Raw genomic sequence first — 26,759 nt, forward strand, 5'->3', positions numbered from 1 at the left:
GGGGTCAGGACCCGACCGCGCGGGCGTCCTTCGGCGTCACGCGGCACCCCGGCGCTCTGTGCGCGCCGCACCACAGCGTTCCTCCCGCGCCGCACCGAGCGCACCACGCCTCCCGCGCCGCACCGCACATGGCCGATTCCATGCGCCACCAGCAGCCGCCACGGCTCGCGTGCGCGCCTGGAGGGAACACCTTTACGTGGGTCCCGTCGCACACCTTCGTCCACCGCGCACGCCTCGTACGAAGGACTCATCCACGGAGGACCGCATGGGAACGGTGACGCGAGACGGCGGCCGCGCCGCGGCGGGCGGCCTGGCGGACGACGAGCTCGCCGCGCTGGACGCGCACTGGCGGGCCGCCACCTATCTGGCCGCGGGCCAGATCTACCTCAAGGACAACGCCCTGCTGCGCACACCCCTGCGGCCCGCGCACCTCAAGCCGCGGCTGCTCGGGCACTGGGGCACGGTCCCCGGGCTCACGCTCCTCTACACCCACCTCAACCGCCTTGTCAGGCAACGGGAGTTGGCGGCGCTGTGCGTCTGGGGGCCCGGTCACGGCGGGCCCGCCGTCCTCGCGGGGGCCTGGCTCGACGGGAGTTACAGCGAGACCTACCCCGACGTGCCCCGCACCGCGGCCGGGGTGCGGCGGCTGCTGCGGCAGTTCTCCTTCCCCGGCGGAGTGCCCGGCCACGTCGCACCCCAGACGCCCGGCTCGATCCACGAGGGCGGCGAGCTCGGTCACTCCCTCGCGCACGCCTACGGGGCCGCCTTCGACAACCCGCGCCTCCTGGTCGCCTGCGTGATCGGGGACGGCGAGGCCGAGACGGGACCGCTCGCCGCGTCCTGGCACTCCACGGCCTTCCTCGACCCGGTGCACGACGGCGCCGTCCTGCCGATCCTGCACCTCAACGGCTACAAGACCGCGGGCCCGACGGTCCTCTCCCGCCTCCCGGAGCCCGAACTCGACGCGCTGCTGCGGGGGTTCGGCCACGAGCCGCTGCACGTCACGGGGGACGAGCCCGAGCAGGTGCACCGGGACCTCGCGGCCGCCCTGGACCGGGCCGTCGACGACATCACCCGCATCCAGGACGTCGCCCGCGCCCGGCGCGCGGCGGCCCTGGCCCGCGACGCCGGGCACGCCACGCCCCCGGGCCACGCCGCCGACGCCACCGAACGCCCGCGCTGGCCGGTCCTCGTGCTGCGCACCCCCAAGGGCTGGACCGGCCCCGCGGAGGTCGACGGCGTCCCCGTGGCGGGCACCTGGCGCGCCCACCACGTGCCCCTGTCCGGCGCCCGCGACAACCCCGAGCGCCTGGCCCAGCTGGAGAGGTGGCTGCGCTCCTACCGCCCCGAGGAGCTCTTCGACGAGGACGGCCGCCCCACCGCGCAGGTGCTCGCCTGCGTCCCCGAAGGCGACCGGCGCCTCGGCGCGAGCCCGCACGCCAACGGGGGCCTGCGCTTACGGGAGTTACCCGTCGCGCCCCTGGAACGCTTCGCCGTCCGCGTCGACGAGCCGGGCGTCACCCTGCACGAGCCCCTCCGCGTCCTCGGCGCTCTGCTCGCCCAGGTCATGGGCGACACCGGGCACCGCCGCGACTTCCGCGTCGTCGGCCCCGACGAGACCGTGTCCCACCGGCTGCAGGCCCTCCTCGACGTCACCGGCCGGGCCTGGCAGGGCGCCCTGCGCTCCACCGACGAACACCTCGCCCGCGACGGCCGGGTGATGGAGGTCCTCTCCGAACACCTCTGCCAGGGCTGGCTGGAGGGCTACCTCCGCACCGGGCGGCACGGCCTGTTCTCCTCGTACGAGGCGTTCGCGCACATCGTCGACTCGATGGTCGACCAGCACATCAAGTGGCTGAAGACCTCCCGCGCACTGCCCTGGCGCGCCCCCATCGCCTCCCTCAACTACCTGCTCACCTCACACGTCCTGCGCCAGGACCACAACGGCGTCTCCCACCAGGACCCCGGCTTCGTCGACCACGCCCTCAGCAAGAGCCCCGAGGTCGTCCGCGTCTATCTGCCGCCGGACGCCAACACGCTGCTGTGCGTGGCCGAGCACGTCCTGGCCGGCCGCGACCACGTGAACGTCGTCGTCGCCGGGAAACAGCCCTGCTTCGACTGGCTCTCCCTCGACGAGGCCCGCGCCCACTGCGCCCGCGGCGCCGGGGTCTGGGCCTGGGCGGGGACCGACGACGGCTCCCGGGACCCGGACGCGGTGCTCGCCTGCGCGGGCGATGTCCCCACCCAGGAGACCCTGGCCGCGGCGGGCCTGCTCCGCCACCACCTGCCCGGCCTCGCCGTCCGCGTGGTCAACGTCGTCGACCTCGCCCGGCTGCTGCCCCACGAGGAACACCCGCACGGCATGGCCGACTTCGAGTATGACGCGCTCTTCACTCCGGACCGCCCGCTGATCTTCGCGTACCACGGCTACCCGTGGCTGATCCACCGCCTCGCCCACCGTCGCACCGGCCACCCCCACCTGCACGTGCGCGGCTACAAGGAGTCGGGGACGACCACCACCCCGTTCGACACGGTCGTCCGCAACGACCTGGACCGCTACCGGCTGGCCATGGACGTCATCGACCGCGTCCCCGGCCTCTCGGTGCGTGCCGCCGCCGTCCGCCAGACCCTGGCCGACGCCCGGACCCGCCATCGCGCCTGGATCCGGGAGCACGGCACGGATCTGCCGGAGGTGGTGGACTGGACGTGGACGGGCTGAGCTCCCCTCCGGACCGGCCCGTCCACGCCGACTACGCCGCCGACTACGCTGCCGACTCCGTCCGCGCCGCCGGTTCCGTCTCCGACCGGTGCGCGAGCCGCGCAGCGGCGGTGCGCCCGCGCCGGTCGAGAGGCAGGACGCCGGTGGCCGCCGCGAGGCCGCTGGCCGGCATGTCGTAGTAGATCGACTCGTACGAGCCCTCGGAGACGATGTACGTCTCGTGCCACAGGCCCACGTGGCCGTGGAGCTTGCCCGCGCGCCGCTTGCGGTTGGCGATGCCCCAGACCTTGTGGTGGAAGAAGTCGGGCGAGGAGGCGTAGGCGTAGAGCTTCTCCTTGGACTCCCAGTACTGGACGACGTAGTACGTGCGCGGCGAGGCGGTCAGGAGGAGCCTGCCGCGCAGGCCGCGCTCCGGGGCCTTCGCCAGTTCGTGGAGCATGCGGAACATCGCGAACATCACCGGGACCCAGTGGTGCGGCGCCCAGAAGTGGTTGACGCGCATGCCGAGGAGCAGGACGACCTGGTCCCCCTCGGCGGCCGCCGTGGTGAAGCCGCGGTGGGTCTTGGGGAACATGCTGCTGCCTCCAGGGCGGGTCAGGTGGCGGGTGCGAGGTGGGCGGCGAGGCGGTCGAGCGTGGTCGTGATGTTGCGGGAGTTGTGGGCGGGGCGGTCGGCGACGCCGGTGATGAGGATGGCGAGCGGGATGAACCAGAGCGGCGCGCGCACCCAGTTGGTCTCGGTGACCGCGCATCCCTCGGCGGTGGGCTCGATGTCGTACTGCCAGCGGGAGATGGGCAGGCGCAGCGGCGTCGCGGTCACCTCGTAGGCGAAGCGGCGGCCCGGTTCCGCGTCGGTGACGCGGCACTCGGTCGTCCAGCGGCGCAGGCCGTTGCGGTTGTACCCGCGAAAGCGCGCGCCCACGGCCGCCGCCCGTGCACCGCCGAGCCACCGCGCGCGGTGGGCCTCCTCGCCGAGCCGGATCATGACCGGGGGATCGCTGATGACGTCGTACGCCTCCTGCGGCGACGCCCGGACCGCAGCCGTGCCGGTGGCCGCCGGTTCCGGGAAGCGCGGGATGTGCGGTAGGCGCATGGCGGGCCTCCTGGCGACAGTGATGTAAGCGGTGATTACACCAGGGCGCGGCGAAGCGGTCAAGGTTTCCGGTACTGCCAAGTAGCCGGTTCTCAGGGGAGGTTGACGATGCCCAGGCCGAAGGTGTCCAGGATCTGCTCGGCCAGCGCCTGGTCGGGCGGCAGATAGCCGTCGACGATCATCTGCGAGAGCCCGTAGACCACGGCCTGCGCGGTCAGCCGCATCACCTCGGGGTCGCCCTCGCGCAGTTCACCGAGCCGCTGGCCCTCGACGAGCATCTCGGTGAAGGACCGCTCGATGCCGATCAGCCGGTGCTGGAGCCCGTCGGGCTGCGCAGGGCCGAACACCCGGGTCCGCATCAGTGTGAAGCGGTGCGGGTGGCGGATCGCGTAGCGGATGAAGCCCAGGCCGAAGGCGCGCACCGGACCCCCGTACTCCTCCAGCGGCTGGGCGAGCTGCCACGCCTCGTAGTCCGTGATGATCACGTCGGCGACCGCCGTCAACAGCGCCTGCCGGTCGGCGAAGTGCCGGAACGGCGCCCCCGGCGACACCCCCGCGCGCCGCGCCACCTCCCGGACGGTGACCCGCTCGAGCCCCTGCTCGTCGAGGAGTTCGAGCGCCGCCTTGGTGAGGGCGGCGGGCAGGTCGCCGTGGTGGTATCCGGTGCGGGCGGCGGGCTTGTCCGTCATGGGTGTCTTGGTACCACAGGGCGTCGCCGACCTGGCATGCGGGCAGGACGCCGCCCCGTCCTGATCGGTGCCCGCGCACGGCGGCCCCTTGTCAGCGAAGTGACAGCCGCCCGCGCGCCGACTGTCAGTGACCGGTCTTTCGACCCGGTCACGCGGCGGCGGAACCTGGTTCACCGCTCGTCGCCCGCCGTTCACCGCCGTTCTCCGTCGTCCGCCAGGAGCCGCCGCCATGACAGCCGCCCCCTCGCCCGAAGGCCCCCTGCTGACCGACCACCTGCGGCACTGGGCCGCGCACCGCGCGCAGGAACGCGCCGTCACCTACGTCGACTTCCCGGACCCGGGCTCTGCGGGGCTGCACCACACCCTCGGCTGGCAGGCCCTCGACGCGCGGGCCCGCGCCGCCGCCGGGCGCATCGCGGACGTGGCCGCCCCCGGCGACCGGGCGGCGCTGCTGCTGCCGCAGGGGCTCGACTACACCGTGGCGTTCCTCGGCTGCCTGTACGCGGGCGTGGTCGCCGTACCGCTCTTCAGCCCCGAACTCCCGGGCCACGGCGGCCGGTTGGCGGCCGTCCTCGCCGACTGCGAGCCCGCCTGTCTGCTCACGGACGCGGCGACCGCGCCGGCGGTGCGCGCCTTCGTCGCCGGGCGGGGGCTGCCGCCGCTGCCGCTGGTCCGCACGGACGTGGCCGCCCCCGCCGACGCGCCGCCGCCCTCCCGCCGACCCGCCCCCGACGACATCGCCTACCTCCAGTACACCTCCGGCTCCACCCGCCGCCCGGCCGGCGTGGTCATCAGCCACGCCAACGTGGTCGCCAACGCACGGCAGGCCATCGCCGCCTTCGACGCGGCGGCCGGGCGCAGCACCACCGTCGGGTGGCTGCCGCTCTTCCACGACATGGGGCTGCTGCTCAGCGTCGCCGCGCCCGTCGTCGGCGGGTTCCCGGCCGTCCTCATGGACCCGGTCGCCTTCCTGGAGCGGCCGGTGCGCTGGCTGCGGCTCCTCGGCGCCTACCCGGGCACGATCAGCGCCGCGCCCAACTTCGCGTACGACTACTGCGCCTCCCGCATCCCCGAGGGCGCCCTCCACGAACGGCCCGAACTGCGGCTCGACCGCGTCCGCGTCCTGATGAACGGCAGCGAACCCGTCCGCCCCGGCACCGTCGAACGTTTCCAACACGCCTTCGCCGAGGCCGGGTTGAGCCCCGAGGCGCACTGCCCGGCGTACGGCCTCGCGGAGGCCACCGTCTTCGTCACCGCCGACCCGCACACCGCCGCCCCCACCACCCTCACCTGCGACGCGGAAGCCCTGGCCGAAGGGCGCGTCGAGGCGCGGGAGCCGGGCGGGGACGGCGTCGCGCGACTCGTGGTCTGCGGCGGCCCCGCCGGGCAGGAGGTGCGCATCGCGGACCCCGCGACCGGCGTCGGCCAAGAGGCGGGCCGGGTCGGGGAGATCCAGGTGCGCGGGCCCAACGTCGGCCGCGCCTACTGGAAGAAGGCCGCCCTGTCCGCCGAGGTCTTCGGCGTGCGGGCGCCGGGGGCGGCGGATGACGAGGACGGCTGGCTGCGCACCGGTGACCTCGGCGCGCTCGTCGACGGGCGGCTCGTGGTCACCGGGCGCCTCAAGGACCTGATCGTCGTCGACGGCCGCAACCACTATCCGCAGGACATCGAGGAGACCGTGCAGTCCGCCCTCGCGCTCGTCCGCCGCGACCACCTGGCCGCCTTCAGCGTGCCCGCACCGGACGAGGGCGGTGAGAACGGTGAAGTTCCCGGCGAAGAAGCGCTGGTCGTCGTCGCCGAACACCGGCGCGACAGCGAGCCGACCCACGACGACGCCCGCGCCGCCGCCCGTACCGCCAAGGCCGCCGTGTCGGCGCGGCACGGACTGCGCCTGCACCAGCTGGTCCTGGTGCCGCCCGGCACCCTGCCCAGGACCACCAGCGGGAAGATCGCCCGGACGGCGGGCCGCGCCCGCCACCTCGACGGCACCCTGCCCGCCGTGGGCGAGGAGGCGTGATGAGCGTGGCGAGCCCGTCCCGGACACACCTGCGCGCCGCCGTCACCGGCCTGCTGCACGAGTGGTACGGCCGGCACCCGGACGCCGTCGACGACGACCGGCCCCTGGCCGAGCTCGGCCTCACCTCGCGCGACGCCGTCGCCCTCGCCGCCCACCTCACCGAGCTGACCGGAACCCGTCTGCCCGCCACCCTGCTGTGGGAGACGCCCACGCTCGGTGCGCTCCTCGACCGGGTCGAGCACGGCGCCACCGGGCCGGAAGTCCACCACGAGTCCAACAGCCGTCCCGTACCCGACAGTTCAGCGGGCGGTGCGCGCGTCGCCGTCATCGGCATCGGCTGCCGCCTCCCCGGCGGCGTCGCCTCGCCCACCGATTTCTGGCGGCTCCTGAGCGAGGGCGTCGACGCCGTCGGCACCGTCCCCGCCGACCGCTGGCCGCCCTTCGTGCCCGCGGGCACGACGCTGCCGGACGACATCAGCCGCCACGGCGCCTTCCTCGGCGCGGGGGAGGGGGACGGGGAAGGAATCGCCTGCTTCGACGCCGAGTTCTTCGGCATCGGCGCCCACGAGGCCGCCGCCATGGACCCCCAGCAGCGCCTCCTCCTCGAAGTGGCCCGCGAGGCCCTCGACCACGCCGCCCTGCCCGCTCCCGCGCTCGCGGGCAGCGCCACCGGCGTGTTCGTCGGGATCAGCGGCAACGAGTACGCCCACCTCGCCACCGCCGACCCGTCGTCGGTCGACGCCCTCACCCCGCCCGGGGTCGCCCTGAGCGTCGCCGCGGGCCGGCTCTCGTACCTCCTGGACCTGCGCGGACCCAGCATGTCCGTCGACACGGCCTGCTCCTCCTCGCTGGTCGCCGTCCACCACGCCGTGCGCAGCCTCGGCAGCGGCGAGAGCGACGTGGCCCTCGCCGCGGGCGTCAACCTCCTCCTGTCGCCCGCCGTCACCCTCGCCTTCCAGCGCGCCGGGGCGCTCGCCGCCGACGGGCGGTGCAAGTCCTTCGACGCCGCCGCCGACGGGATGGTGCGCGGCGAGGGCTGCGGAGTCGTCGTACTGAAGCGCCTCGCGGACGCGGAGCGGGACGGGGACCGGATCCTCGCCGTCGTGGACGCCACCGCCGTGAACTCCGACGGCCGCTCCGGCGGCCTCACCGCACCCAGCGCCGCCGCCCAGCGCGCCCTGCTCGCCCGCGCCCACACCGCCCCGGCGCGCGTCGACTACGTGGAGGCGCACGGCACCGGCACCGCGCTCGGCGACCCCGTCGAGGCGGCGGCGCTCGCCGGGGTGCTCGGCGCGGGCCGCGCCCCCGAACAGCCGCTCCTCATCGGCTCGGTGAAGACCAACATCGGACACCTCGAAGCCGCCGCGGGAATCGCCGGGTTCATCAAGACCGCCCTCGCCCTGCACCACGGCGAGATCCCCGGCCAGCTCCACTTCACCCGGCCAGGGCCGCACGCCGACCTGCCCGCCCTCGGCCTGCGCGTGGTCACCGGGCCCGAGCCGTGGCCGCGCTACTCGGGCACCGCGACGGCGGGCGTCTCGGCCTTCGGCTTCGGCGGCACCAACGCCCACGCCGTGCTCAGCGAACACCGGCCGCCCAAGGGTGAGCCGGGTGCCCGAGGGAATCTGGATCAGCCCTCCGTACTGCTCCTCGACGGCGTCACCGACGACCGGGTCCGCGCCCACGCGGGCGAACTCGCCGGCTGGCTGGGCTCCCCCGACAGCAGGGGAGTGCGCCCCGCCGACCTGGCCCGCACCCTCGCGGGGCGCTCCGGGCGCGGCCGCCACCGTGCCGCCGTCGTCACCCGCGACCGCGCCACGGCGGCCGCCGCGCTCGCCCGCCACGCCGCCCACGCCCCGGACCCGCACCTCATCACCGTCGGCCTCGCGCCGGGCGGGCCCGGACCGGTCTGGGTCTTCTCCGGATACGGGGCCCAGTGGCCCGGCATGGCCCGCGAACTCCTCGACGCAGAGCCGGTGTTCGCGGCCGCCGTCGACCGCCTCGAACCCCTCCTGCGGGCGCACGCCGGGATCTCCCTGCGCGCGAGCCTGGCCCCCGACGCCGACCTGACCTCCCCCGACCGCGTCATGCCCGCCCTCTACGGCATCCAGGTCGCCCTCGCCGAGCTGTGGCGCTCGTACGGGTTCCAGCCCGCCGCCGTCATCGGCCACTCCCTCGGGGAGATCGCGGCCGCCGTCGCCGCGGAAGCCCTGGACCCGGCGACGGGGGCGCGGATCGTCGCGGTTCGCGCCCGGCTGCTCGCGGGGCTGCGGGGCGGCGCGATGGCGGTGGTGGACCGCCCGGAGGAGTCGCTCGCCCAACTGGCCGCCGCCTACCCCTCGTTGACGGTGGCGGTGCACGCCTCGCCCGTGCAGAGCGTCGTGACGGGCGCGGTCCGGGACGTGGCGGGCCTCGTCGAAAGGGTCACGGGAGAGGGCGGCTTCGCCCGCTCCCTCTCCGTCCAGGGCGCCGGGCACTCGCCCGAAGTCGAGCCGCTCCTCGACGAGTTCGCCTGGGACCTCGGCACGCTGCGGCACGCGGCGCCCGGCTGCCGCCGCTACTCCACGGTCCTCGACGACCCGCGCGCCGACGCCCCGTACGACACCGCCTACTGGGTCGCGAACCTGCGCCGCCCGGTCCGCTTCACCCAGGCGGTGCGGGCCGCCGCCGAGGACGGCCACCGCGTCTTCGTCGAAGTCGCCCCGCACGGCACGCAGTTGCACCCCCTGACCGAGACGCTCCGCGCGGTGCGCCCCGACGCCCCGGCCCTCGTCCTGCCCACCCTCCGCAAGGACACGGACGCCGCCCTCGCCTTCCGCTCGGCCCTCGCGACGCTGCTCGTCCACGGCGTCACGGCGCCGGGCCTGCGCGAGACCCTGCACCCCGGCGCCCGCATCGTCGACGCGCCCACCCCGCGCTGGCACCGCCGCCGCTTCTGGACCGGCGAGACGCCCCCCGAGCCGCCCCGAGCACGGCAGGCGGCCGAGTGGACGTCCGGCCCGTGCACCGAGAGCACCCTCGACCGCCTCCGCGCCTGCGTCGCCGCCGTCATGGGCTACCGCCCCGAACGCATCGACCCGACCACCCCGCTCACCGACCTCGGCCTCGACTCCCTGACGGCCGCCCGCATCAAGGGCGCGGTGGAGCGGGAGTTCGGCGTCCGGGTGGAGCCCGGGACGCTGCTGCGCCAGGGGACGGTGGCGGGGGTCGCGGAGCTGTTGACGGGGGCGCGGGCGGCGGAGGCGGGGCGGCTGTCGGACGGGGCGTCTCAACCGGCCGAGGGGGAGGGGGTGTTCGGGGTCCCGGTGCCGGGGCGGCTGCGCGTGTTTCCCCGGGGTGCTGGTCCGGACGGTTCCCCGCACCGCGCATGCGACGACGGTGCCCCCCTCTTCCTCGCCCACGCGGCCGGGGGCTCCTCCGACGTGTACGGGCGGCTCGCGCTGCGTCTCGGCGGGCAGCGGCCCGTGTACGGGTTCGACCGGCTGGAGGAGCCCGGGGACGTCGTCGGCCGGGCCGCCGAGTTCGCGCGGCGGGTGCGCGAAGTGCGCCCGGACGGGCCGTGGCTGGTGGGCGGGTGGTCGTACGGCGGGCTCCTCGCACAGGAGGCGGCACGGGCGCTCGCCGCGCACGGCACCGTCGGGGCGCTCGTCCTGTTCGACTCCGTGCTGCCCCTGCCCGCGCCCCCGGGCGAGACCCCGCTCGACGTGGCCCGGCGACGCTTCGAGGGCTTCGCCGCGTACGTCGAGCGCACCTACGGCCACCCCCTCCCACTGCCGTACGAGGAGCTGGCGCGGTGCGACGACGCCGAACAGGCCGACCTGGTCCTGAAGTTGCTGCAGCAGGCCGTCGAGCTGCCCGCCGCCGTGCTCGCCCACCAGCGCACCTCCTACCTCGACCTGCGCGACGGCGAACGCCACACCCCGCGCCCGTACTCCGGCCGCACTCTCCTGTACCGGGCGGGCGAACCCGCCCCGCACACCGTCCGTGACGCCCGCTACGAACGCGACGACGAGACGCTCGGCTGGGACGCCCACTGCCCGGACCTGACCGTCACCCCGCTCCCGGGCCACCACCTGTCGCTGCTCGACCCCCCGGTCGTCGACACCCTCGCCGGGCACCTCACCCGCGACCTGCGCGCCTGGTGACCCCCGTCTTCCGGAAGAAGAGGACCGCCATGTCCAAGAGATCACGCACCGCATGGGCGGGCCTCGCCGCCGCCGTCGTCCTGGCTGTCCCGGGCGGCACCGTGGCGCTCGGCGCCCCGGTCGCACCGGGCGCCGCACCTTCCCGTGCCGCCTCCGCCCCTCACGCCACCGCGCGCCTCGCGGGCGTACGACAAGTGGGGGAGCGGACCTTCGACCTCACCGTGGACTCGCCCGCCGTCGGCGGGCAGCTGCCCGTCCGCGTGATCCTGCCCGCCCGGTACGAGGCCGAGCCCGGGCGGACGTGGCCCGTCCTCTATCTCCTCCAGGGCGCGCACGACGACTACACCTCCTGGACCCGGGAGACGGACGCCGAGGACTTCCTCGCCGACAAGGACGTCCTCACCGTCATGCCGTCCTCGGGTCCCACCGGCATCCCCACCGACTGGTGGAACCTCGGCCGCGGCACCCCCGACTACGAGACCTTCCAAGTCGACGAACTGATGGGCCTGTTGAAGGAGCGCTACCGGGCCGCCGACCGGCGTGCCGTCGCCGGGGTCTCGACCGGCGGCTACGGGGCCATGGCCCTCGCCGCCCGCCACCCGGGTTCGTTCGGCGCCGCGGCCTCGTACAGCGGAGTCCTCGACACCACGGCGCTCGGCATGGTGACCGTCGTGGGCGCCATCGTCGCCCGTGAGCTCCAGTTCCCCGTCAGCCTCTGGGGGAGCCCGGTCCTCAACCGCGCCAACTGGACCCGGCACAACCCCCGCGCCCAGGCGAAGAACCTCGCGGGCACCCGGATGTACGTCAGCCAGGGCAGCGGCATCCCCAGCACCGACTACGGCAACCTCGAGGGCGCCGTCCTGGAAGGCACGCTGTGGCGTCAGGCCCACGACTTCACGCGCGAACTGGACCGCGTGGGCGTCCCGGCCACGGTCCACTTCTACGAGGGCGGCTCCCACGCGTGGCCGTCCTGGCAGCGGGAGTTCAAGGCGTCGTGGCCGGTCCTCGCCGCGGGGCTCGGCCTGGAGGGCGCCCGGGGCGGTCGGTGAGGGCGGCCGTCGCCGACGGCTCGGCGGTCAGGGAGCCGCCGGAGGCTCGACCCGCGCCAGCCACGCCGTCAGGAGCCGCTCCAACTCCCGTGCCTCGTCGGCCTCCAGGGCGTCGAGGAGGCGGCGCTCGTTGTGCATGTGCTCCGTGAAGGCCCGGTCGATGAGGTCGCGGCCCGCGGAGGTGAGGGCGACCACGCGGCCGCGGCCGTCCGCCGTGGAGCGGCGGCGCGTGACGAGCCCGGCGCGCTCCAGGCGGTCGATCCGCTTGGTCATCGCGCCCGTCGTGACCATCGTGTGCGCCGCCAGCTCACCCGGCGCCCGCTCGAAGGGCTCGCCCGCCCGTCGCAGCGCGGCCAGACAGTCGAACTCGCCCTCGCTCAGGCCGTGGCGCCGGTACACCAGGCACAGCTGATCCGTGAGCAGCCCGGCCAGCCGGTGCAGCCGCCCGATGACCGCCTGCGGGCGCACGTCCACGTCGGGCCGCTCCCGGGCCCACTCGGCCTGGATCCGGGCGACGTGGTCGAGACGTTTGTCTTCCATGGAAGACATAATACCTTCCATGGAAGCTAGTATCGACTCCGGGCCCGGCCGCGACGGCGGACGCCGTGCGCTGCGCTGGAGCCTCGTCACCGCCGTGGCCCCGGTCGCCTGGGGCACCAACTACTACGTCACGCATGAATTCCTGCCGCCGGACCGGCCGCTGTACGGCGCCGCGATCCGGGCGCTGCCCGCCGGGCTGCTGCTCCTCGCGGTCGCCCGGGCCCGGCCGCACGGGGCGTGGTGGTGGAAGTCCCTGGTCCTGGGCGTGCTGAACATGGGCGGGTTCTTCGCGCTCGTCTATGCCGCGGCCCAGCTCCTGTCGACCAGCGCGGCGTCCACGGTGATGGCCACCTCGTCGCTCGTGATGGCGCTGATCGCCTGGGCGCTGCTCGGGGAGCGGCCCCGGCTGCCGCTCCTGGCCGGGGCCTCGGTCGGCATCGGGGGCGTCTGTCTCATGCTGCTGACCGGGGGCGTGGCGGCCGATCCGCTGGGTGTGCTCGCCTCCGTCGCCGCCATGCTCCTGTCCTCGCTCGGCTATGTGCTCGCCAAGCGCTGGGGCCGCGAGGTGCCCGTGCTCGCCTCCACGTCCTGGCAACTCATCGCCGGCGGGCTGGTGTTGGTACCGCTCGCCGTCGCCGTGGAAGGCGCGCCCCCGGCCCTCGACGGGGCGGCGGTCCTCGGCTTCGGCTATGTGTCCGTGGTGGCGACGGCCCTCGCGTTCGCGGCCTGGTTCGCGGGGCTGCGCCATCTCCCGGCCGCGACGGTCGGTCTGGTCGGGCTGCTCAACCCCGTGACCGGGGTGCTGCTCGGGACGGTGGTCGCGGGCGACACCCTGACGCCCCATCAAGGAGGCGGTCTGGTACTGGTGTTGGGCGGGATCCTGCTCGGGCGGCTCGGTAACGGTTCACGGAACGGCCCGCCCAAAGCCACCCCGGAACGGCGCCTCTCCGGTTCAATGGTCAACCACTCCCGTTCCATGGAGGGTCGAGCGCACAAGGGGGACGCGTGATGATGGTGACCCGGTACACGACGGAGGAACTGCCCGCGGCCGAGCGGTTCGGGTGGTGGCACGACCTCACGGCCCAGGCCCTGATCCCCACCAGCATGGGGAGCGACCACGCCGCCGACTTCCGGGCCCGGGCCCGGGTCCTGGACCTCGGCCGGATCCAGGTGACGTCCCTGGCGTACGCGCCCGTGACGGTCGCGCGCACCCCGCACCACATCCGAAGACGGGACCCCGACTACTTCCAGCTGTCCCTGACGGTGCGCGGCGGCCACGCCCTGTCCCAGGACCGCCGCGACGCGGTCTCCGTCCCCGGTGAGCTGCTCCTGTACGACTCGGCGCGCGAGTTCCACGGCGGCGCCGTCGCGGCGGACGGCGGGGACACCCGGGTCGAGCAGATCGTGGCCCAGTTCCCCAAGGCCCTGGTGCCGCTGCCGGCCGACGCGGTGCACCGCCTGGTGGCCCGCCGCCTCCCCTGCGACGCGGGGTTCGGCGCCCTGCTCGCCCAGTTCCTCACCCACACCAGCGCCCACGCCGACGCCTTCCGCGCCCAGGACGCGCCCCGGCTCTCCCGGGTGCTGCTCGACCTGTTCGGCGGCCTCGTCGCGGACGTCCTGGACGCCGAGGGCCAACTGCCCCCGGAATCACGGGAGAACACGCTCTTCCTGCAGATCCAGGACTTCGTCCAGGAGCACCTCGGCGACCCCGGTCTGACGGCCGCCGCGGTGGCGGCCGCCCACCACGTCTCGCTGCGCACCCTGCACCGCCTGTGCCAGGCCCACGGCGTCACCGCCGCCGCGTGGATCCGCGCCCAGCGCCTGGAGCGCTGCCGCCGCGACCTGGCCGACCCCCTCCAGGCGCACCGCCCGATCCACGCCATCGCCGCCCACGCGGGCTTCCGCCGCCCCGGCGACCTCACCCGCGCCTTCCACGCCGCGTACGGCGTCTCCCCGCGCGCCTACCGGGATGGCGCGCGCAGCGAAGTACCCGGCACGGATTGCTAAGGACGTCCGCCGGGGCCCCGCGCACAGTGGGAGGGACCTGCGTAGGCAAAGGGGGTTCCTATGCGGCTCACTGAAGCCATCGAGGCCGCCCAGACGTTCCTGACACACAGCTGGGAAGAGGGCGAGCCCCTCATGGCGGTCGACGCCGAACTGATCACGCGGCGGGGGCGGATCCTCGTCGTCCCGTACAACGCGGTCCAGTACCTCGCCTCCCGCGACGCCCGCGACATGCTCCTGGGCTGCCCGCCGCTCCTCGTCGACCTCGACACGGGCCACATCGCGTACGACGGGATAGGGGACCGGTACCTGTGGCGGGAGGCGGTGTTGCGCGGGGCAGGCTAGGGCCTGTCCGGCGGATCAGGCCCTAGCCCCTGGTGTACGTGCGGATGCGGTAGCGCAGGCCGGATGCGGAGGACTGCCAGCCCTGGTCCTCGGCGACGGTCCACGTCGGGTCGATGTCCGGGGCGTAGGTGTCACCGGCGACCGGGGCGTCGACCTCCGTCACCGAGAGCGTCGTGGCGTGTGCCAGGGCCGCCCGGTAGATCTCGCCGCCGCCCATCACCCACACCTCGGCGGGGGCGCCCGACTCCGACGGCTCGGCCGCGAGGCCGAGGGCCGCGGCGATGGAGCCGGCGCGGTGCGCGCCCTCGGCCGACCAGTGCGGATCGCGGGTCACCACGATGTTGCGCCGGCCGGGCAGGGGGCGGAAGCGCGGGGGCAGCGAATCCCACGTCCTGCGCCCCATCACCACGGGGTGGCCGTGGGTGGTGGCCTTGAAGTGGGCCATGTCCTCGGGCAGCCGCCACGGGATGCCGTTGTCCGCGCCGATCACGCCGTCGAGGCTCTGTGCCCAGATCAGCCCGACGGCCGTCCGGCCGTCGGCGTGCATGCGGTCACCGGCGGTCATACGGCGACCGGGGCCTTGATCGCGGGGTGGTGCTCGTAGCCGACCACCTCGACGTCGGTGTACGCGTAGTCGAAGAGGGAGTCGGCCCGGCGCAGCCGCAGCTCCGGGAACGCGAACGGGGTGCGGGAAAGCTGCGTCGTGACCTGCTCGACGTGGTTGTCGTAGATGTGGCAGTCGCCGCCGGTCCAGATGAAGTCACCCGGCTCCAGGCCGACCTGCTGCGCCACCATGTGCGTGAGCAGGGCGTAGCTGGCGATGTTGAACGGGACGCCGAGGAACAGGTCCGCGCTGCGCTGGTACAGCTGGCAGGAGAGCTTGCCGTCGGCGACGTAGAACTGGAAGAAGGCGTGGCACGGGGCGAGCGCCATCTTGTCGAGCTCGGCGACGTTCCACGCGGAGACGATCATGCGGCGCGAGTCGGGGTCGCGGCGCAGCGTGTCGAGGACCTCGCTGAGCTGGTCGATGTGCCGCCCGTCCGGTGCGGGCCAGGAGCGCCACTGGGCGCCGTACACCGGGCCGAGGTTGCCGTCGGCGTCGGCCCACTCGTCCCAGATGGTGACGTTGTTCTCCTGCAGCCAGCGGACGTTCGAGTCGCCCTTCAGGAACCACAGCAGCTCGTACACGATCGACCTGAGGTGCACCTTCTTGGTGGTGACCAGGGGAAATCCCTCGGAGAGGTCGTAGCGCAGCTGGTGCCCGAAGACACTTCGGGTGCCGGTGCCCGTCCGGTCGGCCTTGGGGGTTCCGGAGGTGAGGACTAGCTGCAACAGGTCTTCGTACTGGGTGTTCGCCACAGGCGCCGAGTCTACGCGGGATCATGGCGCCTCCCGGACAGGCCCCGGTGGCGCGGGACGGCGCCGGGCGGCCAGGCGCCGCTCGTCCGGCCAGCGCACCTGGGTCGCCCAGCCCGCGCGCTCGAAGAGCCGGATGAGGCGGGCGCTGGAGTCGATCTGGCCGGGCAGGACGCCGTGGCGGGCCGAGGTGGGGTCGGCGTGGTGGAGGTTGTGCCAGGACTCCCCGCCGGAGAAGGGGGCGAGCCACCACACGTTGCCGGAGCGGTCGCGGGCCTTGAAGGGGCGCGCCCCCGTCAGGTGGCAGATGGAGTTGATCGACCACGTGACGTGGTGGAGCAGGCCGATCCGCACGAGGCCCGCCCAGAAGAACGCCGACCAGGCCGCGCCCGTGTCCCAGGTCCCCTCGCCCCACAGCCCGCCCACGACGGCGGGCGCGCCGAACGAGAACAGGACGATCAGGGGCTGCAGGCGGGCGAGGCGCACCAGGTCGCGGTCGGCGAGCAGGTCGGGGACGTAGCGCTCCTTGTCGGTCGTCTCGTTGTGGAGCGTCCAGCCGATGTGCGCCCACACCATGCCCTTGGCCACCGCCCGCACGGAGGTGCCGAAGCGCCAGGGGGAGTGCGGATCGCCGGGGCGGTCGGCGAACCGGTGGTGGCGGCGGTGGTCGGCGCACCAGGTGAGCGCGTCGCCCTCGACGGCCAGGGTCCCGGCGACGGCGAGGGCGATCTTCAGGGGGCGGGCGGCCCGGAACGCCTTGTGCGTGAACAGGCGGTGGTAGCCGACCGTGATCCCGTGCACGGCGACCGCGTACATCACCGCGCCGATGACCAGGTCGTGCCGGCCCACGCCCCAGCCCCACAGCACCACCACGGAGGCGAGGACCGCGACGAAGGGGACACCGACGAAGACGCCGACCACGATCCGGTCGGCTCTGCCCATGGGCGCTCCCGGCACGGCGTCGGCGGTCGTGGGCTGTGGCTGGGCCATGGCGGTGCTCACTTCCCTCGCTCGGTGCGGGCGACCGGGACGTTACTGACGGCCGTGCGGCGGTCTCCAGTCACCGAAGGCGCATCCGCGCATGTCCGTTCATCACGGAACTGACAGCGGGCGGAGGGGAATTGCGGCGGCTGTCGGGAAGTAATGAAAGGGCCCCCGGCCGATTAGCGATCCGGGCGGAATGGCGGCGATCCGCTTGTGAGCGGAAGGCGGCCCGCCGCAGTCTCGGGGGAATCGCCGCGGCCCGCCCCCGGGCCGCGGCCCAGCCGTGCCGAGGGAGGACCGTCATGGATGTGCTCGCTGAGGCAGTCGTCGCGGGAGCCACCGCCGACGAGCTCGAGCGCCTGCCCGTGCCCGCGCACTTCACCGCCGCGCATTTACGGGCGGAGGACGCCGACAGCTTTTCCGGAGTGGCGGACAAGGACGTCCGCAAATCCCTGCATGTGGGCGAGGTGCCGATGCCCGAACTCGCCCCGGACGAAGTCCTGGTGGCCGTCATGGCGAGCGGCATCAATTACAACACCGTGTGGTCGGCGATGTTCGAGCCGATGTCCACCTTTTCCTTCCTGCGGCATTTCGGGAAGAAGGGCGGCTGGGCCGCGCGGCACGATCAGCCGCACCACGTGATCGGCTCGGACGCGGCGGGCGTCGTCGTCCGTGCGGGCGCCGGGGTGCGCCGCTGGAGGGCGGGCGACCGGGTCGTCGTGACGCCCGCCTACGTCGACGACGAGGAGCCCGCCACGCACGCCGACGGCATGCTCGGCGACGCCCAGCTCGCCTGGGGCTTCGAGACCAACTTCGGCGGCCTCGCCCACTACTGCGTGGCCCGCGCCAGCCAACTCCTGCCCAAACCGGGCGCGTTGACGTGGGAGGAGGCCGCCAGCAACCCGCTGTGCGCGGGCACGGCGTACCGCATGCTGGTGAGCGACCGGGGCGCCCGCATGACGCAGGGCGACGTCGTGCTGATCTGGGGCGCGGCCGGCGGTCTCGGGGCGTACGCCGCGCAGCTCGTCCGCAATGGCGGGGGCATCGCGGTCGGTGTGGTGAGCGGAGAGGAGAAGGCCGAGCGGGCCCGCGCGTTCGGCTGCCACGCGGTCATCAACCGGGCGGAGATCGGGCTGACCGGCGCCGAGCCCGCCGACCCGACGGTCATCGGCAAGAAGCTGGGCAAGCGCATCAGGGCGGCCGTGGGGGAGGACCCGCACATCGTCTTCGAGCACGTGGGCCGGGCCACGTTCGGGGTCTCGGTGTTCGTGGTGCGGCGCGGCGGGACGGTGGTGACGTGCGGGTCGAGCACCGGCTACCGGCACGAGTTCGACAACCGCTATCTGTGGATGCGGCTCAAGCGCGTCATCGGCAGCCACGGCGCCAACCTCCAGGAGCAGGCCGCCGTGCACCGCCTGTTCGACCTCGGCCGGCTGCGCCCCGCCCTGTCCACGACGTACGACCTGTCCGAGGTCGCCGAGGCGGCCCGGCTCGTGCAGACCAACCGGCACACCGGCAAGGTCGGCGTCCTCGCGCTCGCCCCGCGCCCCGGGCTCGGCGTCAGCGCACCGCGGACGGCGACCCGGCCGCTGTGAGGTGGCGCCGCCAGCCGCCGTCCGGCCGCTGCCCGACTCCCAGGGCGCGCAGCCGGGCCAGGACCGCCGGGTCCTGCGCGTCCAGCCAGTCCACGAACTGCCGGAAGGAGACCAGGCGTACGTCCTTCTCTCCGGCGACCGCCTTGAGGGTCTCCTCGACGGCGTCCATGTAGATGCCGCCGTTCCACTCCTCGAAGTGGTTGCCGATGAAGAAGGGCGCCCGGTTCGTCTCGTACGCGCGCCGGAACCCGGCGAGATAGGACTCCGTCGCCTGGGTGCGCCAGCCCGGGTAGTGGGCGGAGGGCGCCCGCGTCGAGTTCTTCGACTGGTTGGCGAGGATGTTGTAGTCCATCGACAGGACCTCGAACCGGTGCCCGGGGAACGGGATCTGCTGCAGCGGCAGATCCCAGATCCCGAGCCGCTTGACCGGCCAGCGCTGCAGCCCGCCGGGTGAGGAGGCGTCGTAGCGCCAGCCGAGGGCGCGGGCGGCGGGCAGCAGGTTGTCCTGGCCGAGCAGGCAGGGCGTGCGGCCGCCGACGAGTTCCTTGTCGTAGTCGAAGGGCAGCGACGGCAGGTCGTGGAAGCCGGTGTGGGTGCGCCACTTCTTGACGAAGCCGGTGGCCTGCTCGATCTCGTCGCGCCACTGCGCGGGCGTCCAGCGGGCGACGGTGCCGGTGCCCGCGCAGAAGTGCCCGTTGAAGTGCGTGCCGATCTCGTGCCCCGCGAGCCACGCCTGGCGCACGTACGTGAGGGTCTCCTTGATGTGCGCGTCGGTGAGGTAGCCGATGTCGGAGGCGCCGACGGGGTTGTTGGGCGGGCGGTAGAGGCGCTTCTTCGACTCGGGCAGGAGGTAGAGCCCGGAGAGGAAGAAGGTCATGTGCGCGCCGTGGTTCTCGGCGAGTTCGAGGAAGCGCGGGAAGAGTCCGTTGCCGACCTCGCCCGCGCCGTCCCAGGAGAAGACCACGAACTGCGGTGGTGTCTCGCCCGGTTCGAGCGGGCGCGGCCGCTCCGGCTGGTGAGGCTGGGCGCCGGTGAACGAGGTGGAGCCGTCGCCGATCAGCCGGGGCTGTCTGCGGGTGGGCTGCGCGGGGCGCGCGGGGCGGTGGGCGCCGCCGCCGTGTCCGCTGTCGTGTCCGCCTCCGTGTCCGGGCGGTCCGGCGGAGGGCTCCTGGTCCCCGCACCCGGCGAGCCCCGCGCCCGCCGCCACCGCAAGTCCCCAGCCCAGAGCGCTCCTTCGGTCCACCGCACGGTTCTCCGCACCCATGCCCTCTCCCTTCGCTCACGTCACAGACGCCCCATGTGTTGACGGCAAGGAGAGGGGCTAATCAGACAAACCCATGTTTTTCCCCGAACTTGACCCGTTGTGCTCAAGCGGGCGGGGGCGGAGCGTGAAGGCGGCGGGGCCGTGGCGTGGCAGCCCGTGAGGCGTGGCGGTGAGCCATAGTTTCACCGCTTATGAAGCGTGGTTACTTGCTCAAGAGGGCGTTGGTCGGCCGCCCGTTGGACACCCGGCGGCTGGGGGAGCAACTCCTCCCGAAACGGCTCGCCCTGCCGATCTTCTGCAGCGACCCGCTCTCCTCGGTCGCCTACGCCACCGAGGAGATCCTGCTCATCCTGGCGCTCGGCGGCATCGCCGTGCTCCACCTCGCCTGGTACGCGGCCGCGGCCATCGTCGTCCTGCTCGTCGTGGTCGTCGCCTCCTACCGGCAGACCTGCCACGCCTATCCAGGCGGGGGCGGCGCCTATGTCGTCAGCGCCGAGAACCTCGGCCAGACCGCGGCGCTCACCGCCGCCAGCGCCCTGCTCATCGACTACGTCATGACGGTGGCCGTCTCCATCGTCTCCGGCGTCGCCGCGATCACCTCCGCCGTTCCCCGGCTCGACGGGCACGCCGTCGCCATGGCGGTCTTCTTCGTGGTGCTGCTCGCCTGGATGAACCTGCGCGGCGTGCGCGAGTCGGGCCGCTTCTTCGCCGTCCCCACCTACGCGTTCATCTGCTGCGTGTACCTGATGTTCGCCGTCGCCGCGGTGCGCCTGGCCACCGGCACGACCATCCGCGCCGAGTCCGCGGACCTGCCCATCCACGAGGTCTCCGCCTACAGCGGACTCGCCCTCGTGCTCCTCGCCATGCGCGCCTTCGCCTCCGGCTGTACGGCCCTCACGGGTGTGGAGGCGATCAGCAACGGCGTCCCCGCCTTCCAGAAGCCCAAGGCCCGCAACGCCGCGACCACCCTCGCCGTCATGGGCGCCCTGTCGGTGACCATGTTCTTCGGCATCACCGTGCTCGCCATGGTCTACAAGGTCCATGTCGCCGCCGACCCAACAGAGTTGGGCCTGCCGCCCGGCACGGCCACCTCGACGGCGCTCGCCCAGATCGGCCGGGCCACCTTCGGCAGCTGGGACTTCCTCTTCTATCTGCTCCAGGCCGTCACCGCGGGCGTCCTCATCCTCGCCGCCAACACCGCCTTCAACGGCTTCCCGATGCTCGCCTCGATCCTCGGCCGCGACCGCTACGCCCCGCGCCAGCTCTTCCACCGCGGCGACCGCCTCGTCTACTCCAACGGCATCCTGCTCCTGGCGCTCGCCGCGATCTCCCTCATCGTCGCGTTCAACGCCAACCTCAACCGCCTCATCCAGCTCTACATCCTCGGCGTCTTCGTCTCCTTCACGCTCTCCCAGGCGGGCATGGTCAAGCACTGGAAGAAGGTGCTGCGCACCCCCGAGGGCGCCGCGCGCTCCGGCCACATCCACCGCTCCATGGCCATCAACGCCTTCGGCGCCGCGCTCACCGGCATCGTCCTGGTCATCGTCCTCATCACGAAGTTCACACACGGCGCCTGGATCGTCGTCATCGCCATGCCGCTGCTCTTCCTCGGCATGAAGGGCGTGCGCCGCCACTACGACGCCGTCGCCGCGGAAGTCGCCGTCGCCCCCGACGCCCGCCCGCGCGTCCCCGCCCGGCACCACGTCATCGTGCTCGTCTCCCACATCAACGCGCCCAGCCTGCGCGCCCTTTCGTACGCCAAGGCGCTGCGGCCCCACGAGCTGACCGCCGTCTCCGTGGTCGAGGACCAGGAAGCCGCGGCCCGGCTGCAGGAAGAGTGGGAGACCCACGGCATCGAGGTCCCCCTCGAACTCCTCGACTCGCCCTACCGCTCGGTCGTCCAGCCCGTCCTGCGGTATGTGCGGCGCGTCACCGAGGAGGACCCCGAGATGGTGATGTCGGTGGTCATCCCCGAGTACGTCGTCGGCCACTGGTGGGAGCAGCCCCTGCACAATCAGTCCGCGCTGCGCCTGAAGACCCGCCTCCTGTTCACCAAGGGCGTCGTCGTCATCGACGTCCCCTACCGCCTCGCCTCGGCCCGAGAAGTGGCCCGCGCGGCCCGGGCGGCGGCGCAGCCCCCGGCCCCGCCGCCACCGTCCGCGCCTCAGGCCCGCTGACCCGACCGCCCCTCGATCGCCGCGATCAGTGCCCGCACGGTGGCCGTGCCCGCCGCGCTCGGCACCTCGGCGACCGCCGCGAGGGCCTGGTGGGCGCGGCGCCAGGCCCGGCTGCGGCGCCCCCGCGCCAACTCGACCAGGGCGTGCGCGTACTGCGTCATCGCATGCGTCCAGGCGTCGTGGCGGGCCTGCGGGCGGGCCGTCGCGCGGCGGGCGCTGCGCAGCGCCTCGGCGGGGCGGACCGCGGCCTGCGCCACGGTGAGCACCGCGAGGCTGACCGCCGCCGACGGGCCGTGTGCCGCGTGAGCCGGGATCGTGTCGGCCGCCTCCCGCAGCCGTTCGATGGCCCGCTCGGTCTGCCCGGCCCGCAGCGCCAGCGTGCCCTCGGCGTGCGCGACCCGCCCCACCGTGGCGTCGTCCCCGGACAGCACCGCCACCCGCCACGCCTGCCGCAGCAGCTCCTCCGCCCCGGCGTCCCCGGCGCACACCGCGAGCCAGCCCGCGAGCCACAGCGCCTGCCCGCACAGCCGCGTGTCCGCGCGCGCCAGCGGCAGCAGCCGCCGCAACTGCTCGCGCCCGCGGGTGAGATGGCCGCACACGGCCCACCAGAACCACAGGTCGCGCACCATCGCGAGGGCGGCGACTCCCCGGTCGCCGTGGTCGGGGCCGTGCTCCAGGGCCGCGTACAACTGCCGCTCCTCGTCCCGTACGAGACGGGTCGCGCGCTCGTGCCTTCCGGTGCTCCACAACTGGTGGGCACCGGCCGCGACCTGCGCGTACCAGCCGAGGTGGCGGCCGCGGGCGGCGGCCACCTCACCGGCCGCCTCCAGGCGTTCGGCCGCGAATCCCCGGGCCGCCGCGGACAGCCGGTACCGCGGCGGCAGTACCCCGCCGGGATCCCGCACCGTTTCCAGGACCGAGGCGAGCGCGAGCCGCGCCAGACACGACGGCACCTCGTGCGCCCCGAGCCCGCCGCCCGCGCACACGTACGTCGCCGCGTCCTCGTCGAAGTCGCCCTCGAAGACGCTGAGGCGCGCCCACGTGGACCGCTCCGCCCGGTCGCACAACGCATAACTCGCGCCCACAGCGGCCCGCACCGACCGGTGCCGCCGCAGCGGTGCGTCCGGCGCGCCCAGCCACCCGTGCCCGAGACCGAGCAGCCCGGCCACCTGCGTCACCGACGTCGACGCCGACTCGCCGGCGGCCAACTCGATGGCCAGCGGCACCCCTTCGAGAGCCGCGCACAGCTCCAGAACGGTGCGCGACTCGGCCTCGGCGCCCAGCGGCTGCGCGTCATCCCGGCCCCGGCCCCGGCCCCGGTCCCGGTCCCGGCGCAGGGCCAGGGCGCGGGCGACGAAGAGGGCGACGGCGGGCCCGGGGCGCGGGGGAGGAGGCCCGGCGGCCTCGGTACCCGCCCCGCCTGCGGCGACGTCTCCGGCGAACGCCGAGTCCAGGACGTTCCCCGCTGCCCCGGCGGCTCCGGAGTTCCCCGGATCCTGCGCGGCCCCGGGATCCCGCGCAGGCCCGGGGCGTACGTCCTCGCCGCCCCGGCGCCGTCCCGCCCGCCTGCCCGCCCCCGCCTCGTCCTGCTCCGTCGTCGCCAGCGGCCGCAGCCGGAGCACCGACTCGTGGCCCAGGCCCATCGGGTGCCGCCCGGTGGCCAGGAGCCGTACGCCCGGGGCCTGTTGGAGCACCGCCTGGACGAGACGCGCGCACTCCTGACGTACCGGATCGATGTCGTCCAGCAGGATCAGGACGCGGCGGCCGGTGAGGCGGGCCACGACGTCGGCGCCGTCGAGCGGCCGTCGCCCGCCGCCCTTCGGGGCCTCCGCGCGCTCGGCCGTGCCGCCGTCGAGCGCCTCCGCGAGCGCCTGCGCGGCGGACTGCCGCCGCGCAGGAGCCCCGTCCCACCAGCGCACCCGCACCACGCCGTCCGGCAGCTGCCCGCTCACCGCGGCGGCCGCGTGCGCGGCGAGCGCGCTCTTGCCGACGCCCGCCGCGCCCACCACCGTCACCAGGCGTCCCTGCGCCAACAGGCGCCGCAGCGCCGCCAGTTCACCGGCCCGGCCGATGAGCCCACCCGTCATCTCCCACTCCGCTCGCGTCCCGCTCCACCGCGAGCCAAGCCGCCCGCCCCAGCGCCCTACGTGCCGAGCCCGGCGTGCAGAATTGTTTCTGCATCGGGTTCGGCACCTGCCTTAACTACCGCCGGAACGCCGGGGTACGCGCGGATCCCGGCGAATCACGCGGTGCGGCGAACCCGTGCACACCAGTGCGTGCGGACGTGAGGTCGAACGCCGGGCAGGTGGATCAGCCCGGACGGCGTCCTTACCCCTGTGACCACTGAACACTCTCCGCCCACCGGCCCCGAGTCCGCCCCCGAGAAGCTGTCCGCCGGGGAGACCTGGCGCGCCCTGTACCGGCACTTCCGCCCGCACCGGGGCGTCGTGGTGTGCGGCGCCGCGCTCACCCTGATCGGCTCCCTGAGCGGACTCGTGCAGCCGCTCGCCGCGAAGACCCTCGTGGACCGGCTCGGCGAGGACGAACCCATCGCTGGGGTGCTGCTGTTGCTCACCGCGCTCGTGGTGTGCGGGACGGCGATCGAGTCGGTGGGCGCGTACGTCCTGGAGCGCACCGCCGAGTCCGTGGTGCTCGCGGCGCGGCGCTCCCTCATCGGGCGGCTGCTGCGGCTGCGGCTCTCCGAGGTCGAGCGCACCCAGCCCGGCGACCTGATGTCGCGCATCACCTCGGACACCACGCTGCTGCGCGCGGTCACCACGCAGTCCGTGGTGTCGGCGGTCACGGGCGGCCTCACCTTCCTCGGCACGATCGTGTTCATGGGCCTCATGGACCCGGTGCTCCTCGGAGTCACCCTCGGTGTGATCGTCCTGATCGGCGGCGCCACGGGCCTGGTGATGCCGAAGATCGCGCAGGCCACGCGGCGCGCCCAGGAGGCGGTCGGCTCGATCTCGGCCGCCCTGGAGCGGGCCTTCGGCGCGTTCCGCACGCTCAAGGCGTCCGGCGCCGAGGAGCGCGAGACCGAGGCGGTACGGGCTGCCGCGCGTGAGGCGTGGCGGCACGGGGTGCGCTCGGCGAAGTGGCAGGCGGTGGCGTGGAGTTCGGTGGGGCTCGCGGTGCAGGTGTCGTTCCTCGCGGTGCTGGGCATCGGCGGGGCGCGGGTCGCGTCCGGGGCGATCTCGGTGTCGACGCTCGTGGCGTTCCTGCTGTTCCTGTTCTATCTGATCGACCCCGTGTCCCGGCTCGTCGAGGCGGCCTCGCAGTACCAGGTGGGCTCGGCGGCGCTCGCCCGGATCGTGGCGGCCGAGCGGCTGGAGACGGAGGAGCTCGCGGACGGGCGAGCCGAGGGGGCTGCGGACGGGCGAGGTGCCGTAGCCGCGGAATTCGTCGACGGCGCAGGGTCCGGCGACGTCGCGGGGGCGGTGCGGGGCGCGGGAGCCGCCTCGGTCGCCTTCGAGGACGTGACGTTCCGCTACCGCGAGGGACTGCCGGCCGTCCACCGGGGCGTGAGCTTCGCGATACCCGGACCCGGCATGACGGCCTTCGTGGGCCCGTCCGGCGCGGGCAAGACCACCGTCTTCGGACTCATCGAGCGGTTCTACGAGGCGAGCGGCGGCCGGGTCCTCGTCGACGGCAGGGACGTACGGGAATGGCCGCTCGCCAGGCTCCGCGCCGCCATCGGCTATGTGGAGCAGGACGCGCCCGTCCTGGCGGGCACCCTGCGCGACAACCTCCTCTTCGCCGCCCCCGCGGCGAGCGACGCCGACGTCCACCGGGTCCTGAAGCAGGCCCGCCTCGACGGCCTGGTGGAGCGGCTGCCCGACGGCCTCGACTCCCTGGTGGGGCACCGGGGTTCGATGCTCTCGGGCGGCGAGCGGCAGCGGGTGGCGATCGCCAGGGCGCTGCTGCGCGGGCCCCGCCTGCTGCTCCTGGACGAGGCGACGTCCCAGCTCGACGCGGTCAACGAACTCGCGCTGCGCGACGTCGTCGCCGAGGTCGCCCGCGAGGTGACGGTCCTCGTGGTGGCGCACCGCCTGTCCACGGTCACGCTCGCCGACCGGATCGTGGTGATGGACGCGGGCCGGGTCCGCGCGGTGGGCACCCACGCGGACCTGGTTGCCCGGGACCCGCTCTACGGGGAGCTGGCGGCCACACAGTTCCTGGCGTCCTCGTGAATTGTCGGGGGTCAGCGGCCCACGGAGCCGTCGAGCTGCTCGCGCAGGATGTCGGCGTGGCCCGCGTGCCGCGCCGTCTCCTCGACCGTGTGCACCAGGACCCAGCGGAGCGAGCGCCGCGGTGGCGTGCCGCCGGTGTCGCGGACGCACAGCGTCTCCAGGTCGTCGCAGGCCCGCACCAGCGCGTCGGTCCGCTCGCCCGCCGCGCGGTAGGCGGCGATCAGCGACTCCGCGGTGTCGTCGGGGCCGAGCTCCATGCCGTCCGTCTGCATCTCGGCGTCGGCGCCCTGGAACGCCCACACGAACCAGTTGAACTCTGCCTCGGTGAGGTGCTTGACCAGGCCGAGGAGGCTGGTGCCGGAGGGCACGCCGACCGCACGGGCGCTCTCCTCGTCGATCCCTTGCGCCTTCGAAATGATGGCTGCGCGAAGGTAGTTGAGGAAGGCGAGGAGCGTCTCCCTCTCGTCGGCGTTGATGCCGGGCGGGGGGACGTCGCCCTTGGGGCGCGGGTCGTTCGAGACGGGGGCGGCAGGGGATGCGTGGGATTCGGTCACGGCGGCACTTTAATCCGCGCTCCCCATCTGTCACCT

At 74.2% G+C, this 26,759-nt stretch carries 20 protein-coding genes; 10 read left to right on the plus strand and 10 right to left on the minus strand.

What is annotated here, in order from left to right:
• Window positions 1-265: 265 nt before the first annotated feature.
• Window positions 266-2,719 (plus strand): phosphoketolase family protein, encoded by a 2,454-nt coding sequence (locus tag ACQB60_RS21400; protein WP_496927657.1) that lies wholly within the window; start codon window positions 266-268, stop codon window positions 2,717-2,719.
• Window positions 2,720-2,762: 43 nt separating this feature from the next.
• Here ACQB60_RS21400 and ACQB60_RS21405 read toward each other — a convergent pair whose 3' ends face one another.
• From ACQB60_RS21405 to ACQB60_RS21415, 3 genes are all read right to left on the minus strand, one after another.
• On the minus strand, window positions 2,763-3,293 hold the full coding sequence (locus ACQB60_RS21405) for a DUF4188 domain-containing protein (RefSeq protein WP_496927658.1): 531 nt from the start codon (window positions 3,291-3,293) through the stop codon (window positions 2,763-2,765).
• Window positions 3,294-3,313: 20 nt separating this feature from the next.
• A complete protein-coding gene (locus ACQB60_RS21410; RefSeq protein ID WP_496927659.1) occupies window positions 3,314-3,811 on the minus strand; it encodes an SRPBCC family protein in 498 nt (165 codons plus the stop codon).
• A gap of 92 nt (window positions 3,812-3,903) precedes the next feature.
• On the minus strand, window positions 3,904-4,500 hold the full coding sequence (locus ACQB60_RS21415; RefSeq protein ID WP_496927660.1) for a TetR/AcrR family transcriptional regulator: 597 nt from the start codon (window positions 4,498-4,500) through the stop codon (window positions 3,904-3,906).
• 229 nt (window positions 4,501-4,729) lie between these two features.
• Here ACQB60_RS21415 and ACQB60_RS21420 point away from each other — a divergent pair, with 229 nt between their 5' ends.
• Genes ACQB60_RS21420 through ACQB60_RS21430 form a run of 3 tightly spaced genes read left to right on the plus strand, consistent with a single transcriptional unit; the run spans window position 4,730 to window position 11,711 of the window.
• A complete protein-coding gene (locus ACQB60_RS21420; protein ID WP_496927661.1) occupies window positions 4,730-6,517 on the plus strand; it encodes a fatty acyl-AMP ligase in 1,788 nt (595 codons plus the stop codon).
• Window positions 6,517-10,662 carry a beta-ketoacyl synthase N-terminal-like domain-containing protein gene (locus ACQB60_RS21425; protein WP_496927662.1) on the plus strand — a complete coding sequence of 1,382 codons (4,146 nt, stop codon included), beginning with the start codon at window positions 6,517-6,519 and terminating at the stop codon, window positions 10,660-10,662. The genes ACQB60_RS21420 and ACQB60_RS21425 overlap by 1 nt, the downstream gene beginning before the upstream one ends.
• Window positions 10,663-10,691: 29 nt before the next feature.
• Window positions 10,692-11,711 (plus strand): alpha/beta hydrolase, encoded by a 1,020-nt coding sequence (locus ACQB60_RS21430; RefSeq protein WP_496927663.1) that lies wholly within the window; start codon window positions 10,692-10,694, stop codon window positions 11,709-11,711.
• A 27-nt stretch (window positions 11,712-11,738) separates the two neighbouring features.
• On the opposite strand, the gene ACQB60_RS21435 is transcribed toward ACQB60_RS21430, so the two are convergent.
• On the minus strand, window positions 11,739-12,251 hold the full coding sequence (locus ACQB60_RS21435; protein ID WP_496927664.1) for a MarR family winged helix-turn-helix transcriptional regulator: 513 nt from the start codon (window positions 12,249-12,251) through the stop codon (window positions 11,739-11,741).
• A 19-nt stretch (window positions 12,252-12,270) separates the two neighbouring features.
• Here ACQB60_RS21435 and ACQB60_RS21440 point away from each other — a divergent pair, with 19 nt between their 5' ends.
• From ACQB60_RS21440 to ACQB60_RS21450, 3 genes are read left to right on the plus strand one after another with little or no spacing between them, the layout of a single operon-like run.
• Complete coding sequence (locus ACQB60_RS21440; protein ID WP_496927665.1) at window positions 12,271-13,260, plus strand: DMT family transporter; 990 nt, start codon at window positions 12,271-12,273, stop codon at window positions 13,258-13,260.
• Entirely contained in the window at window positions 13,260-14,258 is a 999-nt protein-coding gene (locus ACQB60_RS21445; protein ID WP_496927666.1) for an AraC-like ligand-binding domain-containing protein, read from the plus strand. The genes ACQB60_RS21440 and ACQB60_RS21445 overlap by 1 nt, the downstream gene beginning before the upstream one ends.
• Before the next feature lie 60 nt (window positions 14,259-14,318).
• Window positions 14,319-14,600 (plus strand): YrhB domain-containing protein, encoded by a 282-nt coding sequence (locus ACQB60_RS21450; RefSeq protein ID WP_496927667.1) that lies wholly within the window; start codon window positions 14,319-14,321, stop codon window positions 14,598-14,600.
• A 22-nt stretch (window positions 14,601-14,622) separates the two neighbouring features.
• Here the strand turns inward: ACQB60_RS21450 and ACQB60_RS21455 are convergent, their stop codons facing one another.
• From ACQB60_RS21455 to ACQB60_RS21465, 3 genes are read right to left on the minus strand one after another with little or no spacing between them, the layout of a single operon-like run.
• Entirely contained in the window at window positions 14,623-15,165 is a 543-nt protein-coding gene (locus ACQB60_RS21455) for a dihydrofolate reductase (protein WP_496927668.1), read from the minus strand.
• Window positions 15,162-15,959: a thymidylate synthase gene (locus ACQB60_RS21460; protein ID WP_496927669.1), complete on the minus strand. Its 798-nt coding sequence runs from the start codon at window positions 15,957-15,959 to the stop codon at window positions 15,162-15,164. The genes ACQB60_RS21455 and ACQB60_RS21460 overlap by 4 nt, the downstream gene beginning before the upstream one ends.
• A gap of 21 nt (window positions 15,960-15,980) precedes the next feature.
• A complete protein-coding gene (locus tag ACQB60_RS21465; RefSeq protein WP_496927670.1) occupies window positions 15,981-16,946 on the minus strand; it encodes an acyl-CoA desaturase in 966 nt (321 codons plus the stop codon).
• Window positions 16,947-17,242: 296 nt separating this feature from the next.
• Here ACQB60_RS21465 and ccrA point away from each other — a divergent pair, with 296 nt between their 5' ends.
• On the plus strand, window positions 17,243-18,535 hold the full coding sequence (gene ccrA, locus ACQB60_RS21470; protein ID WP_496927671.1) for a crotonyl-CoA carboxylase/reductase: 1,293 nt from the start codon (window positions 17,243-17,245) through the stop codon (window positions 18,533-18,535).
• On the opposite strand, the gene ACQB60_RS21475 is transcribed toward ccrA, so the two are convergent.
• A complete protein-coding gene (locus ACQB60_RS21475) occupies window positions 18,501-19,799 on the minus strand; it encodes a polysaccharide deacetylase family protein (protein WP_496927672.1) in 1,299 nt (432 codons plus the stop codon). The genes ccrA and ACQB60_RS21475 overlap by 35 nt on opposite strands.
• 191 nt (window positions 19,800-19,990) lie before the next feature.
• Here ACQB60_RS21475 and ACQB60_RS21480 point away from each other — a divergent pair, with 191 nt between their 5' ends.
• On the plus strand, window positions 19,991-21,976 hold the full coding sequence (locus ACQB60_RS21480; RefSeq protein ID WP_496927673.1) for an APC family permease: 1,986 nt from the start codon (window positions 19,991-19,993) through the stop codon (window positions 21,974-21,976).
• On the opposite strand, the gene ACQB60_RS21485 is transcribed toward ACQB60_RS21480, so the two are convergent.
• The gene (locus ACQB60_RS21485) at window positions 21,964-24,063 is read right to left on the minus strand and encodes an ATP-binding protein (protein ID WP_496927674.1); all 2,100 of its coding nucleotides are present in this window, start codon (window positions 24,061-24,063) and stop codon (window positions 21,964-21,966) included. The two genes, ACQB60_RS21480 and ACQB60_RS21485, sit on opposite strands and share 13 nt — an antisense overlap.
• A gap of 249 nt (window positions 24,064-24,312) precedes the next feature.
• On the opposite strand from ACQB60_RS21485, the gene ACQB60_RS21490 reads away from it, so the two are divergent.
• Window positions 24,313-26,169, plus strand: a complete 1,857-nt coding sequence (locus tag ACQB60_RS21490) for an ABC transporter ATP-binding protein (RefSeq protein ID WP_496927675.1) — start codon at window positions 24,313-24,315, stop codon at window positions 26,167-26,169.
• Window positions 26,170-26,180: 11 nt separating this feature from the next.
• On the opposite strand, the gene ACQB60_RS21495 is transcribed toward ACQB60_RS21490, so the two are convergent.
• Window positions 26,181-26,723: a DinB family protein gene (locus ACQB60_RS21495; protein WP_496927676.1), complete on the minus strand. Its 543-nt coding sequence runs from the start codon at window positions 26,721-26,723 to the stop codon at window positions 26,181-26,183.
• Between the last annotated feature and the right edge of the window lie 36 nt (window positions 26,724-26,759).

The organism is Streptomyces odontotermitis, from assembly GCF_050510915.1.
In the GTDB taxonomy this organism is placed as follows: domain Bacteria; phylum Actinomycetota; class Actinomycetes; order Streptomycetales; family Streptomycetaceae; genus Streptomyces.

What these genes read in the sequence shown, in the direction of transcription:
- ACQB60_RS21400 (WP_496927657.1), top strand. Translation starts at nt 266, where the DNA reads ATGGGAACGGTGACGCGAGACGGCGGCCGCGCCGCGGCGGGCGGCCTG.
- ACQB60_RS21405 (WP_496927658.1), bottom strand. Translation starts at nt 3,293, where the DNA reads ATGTTCCCCAAGACCCACCGCGGCTTCACCACGGCGGCCGCCGAGGGG.
- ACQB60_RS21410 (WP_496927659.1), bottom strand. Translation starts at nt 3,811, where the DNA reads ATGCGCCTACCGCACATCCCGCGCTTCCCGGAACCGGCGGCCACCGGC.
- ACQB60_RS21415 (WP_496927660.1), bottom strand. Translation starts at nt 4,500, where the DNA reads ATGACGGACAAGCCCGCCGCCCGCACCGGATACCACCACGGCGACCTG.
- ACQB60_RS21420 (WP_496927661.1), top strand. Translation starts at nt 4,730, where the DNA reads ATGACAGCCGCCCCCTCGCCCGAAGGCCCCCTGCTGACCGACCACCTG.
- ACQB60_RS21425 (WP_496927662.1), top strand. Translation starts at nt 6,517, where the DNA reads ATGAGCGTGGCGAGCCCGTCCCGGACACACCTGCGCGCCGCCGTCACC.
- ACQB60_RS21430 (WP_496927663.1), top strand. Translation starts at nt 10,692, where the DNA reads ATGTCCAAGAGATCACGCACCGCATGGGCGGGCCTCGCCGCCGCCGTC.
- ACQB60_RS21435 (WP_496927664.1), bottom strand. Translation starts at nt 12,251, where the DNA reads ATGGAAGACAAACGTCTCGACCACGTCGCCCGGATCCAGGCCGAGTGG.
- ACQB60_RS21440 (WP_496927665.1), top strand. Translation starts at nt 12,271, where the DNA reads ATGGAAGCTAGTATCGACTCCGGGCCCGGCCGCGACGGCGGACGCCGT.
- ACQB60_RS21445 (WP_496927666.1), top strand. Translation starts at nt 13,260, where the DNA reads ATGATGGTGACCCGGTACACGACGGAGGAACTGCCCGCGGCCGAGCGG.
- ACQB60_RS21450 (WP_496927667.1), top strand. Translation starts at nt 14,319, where the DNA reads ATGCGGCTCACTGAAGCCATCGAGGCCGCCCAGACGTTCCTGACACAC.
- ACQB60_RS21455 (WP_496927668.1), bottom strand. Translation starts at nt 15,165, where the DNA reads ATGACCGCCGGTGACCGCATGCACGCCGACGGCCGGACGGCCGTCGGG.
- ACQB60_RS21465 (WP_496927670.1), bottom strand. Translation starts at nt 16,946, where the DNA reads ATGGCCCAGCCACAGCCCACGACCGCCGACGCCGTGCCGGGAGCGCCC.
- ccrA (WP_496927671.1), top strand. Translation starts at nt 17,243, where the DNA reads ATGGATGTGCTCGCTGAGGCAGTCGTCGCGGGAGCCACCGCCGACGAG.
- ACQB60_RS21475 (WP_496927672.1), bottom strand. Translation starts at nt 19,799, where the DNA reads ATGGGTGCGGAGAACCGTGCGGTGGACCGAAGGAGCGCTCTGGGCTGG.
- ACQB60_RS21480 (WP_496927673.1), top strand. Translation starts at nt 19,991, where the DNA reads ATGAAGCGTGGTTACTTGCTCAAGAGGGCGTTGGTCGGCCGCCCGTTG.
- ACQB60_RS21485 (WP_496927674.1), bottom strand. Translation starts at nt 24,063, where the DNA reads ATGACGGGTGGGCTCATCGGCCGGGCCGGTGAACTGGCGGCGCTGCGG.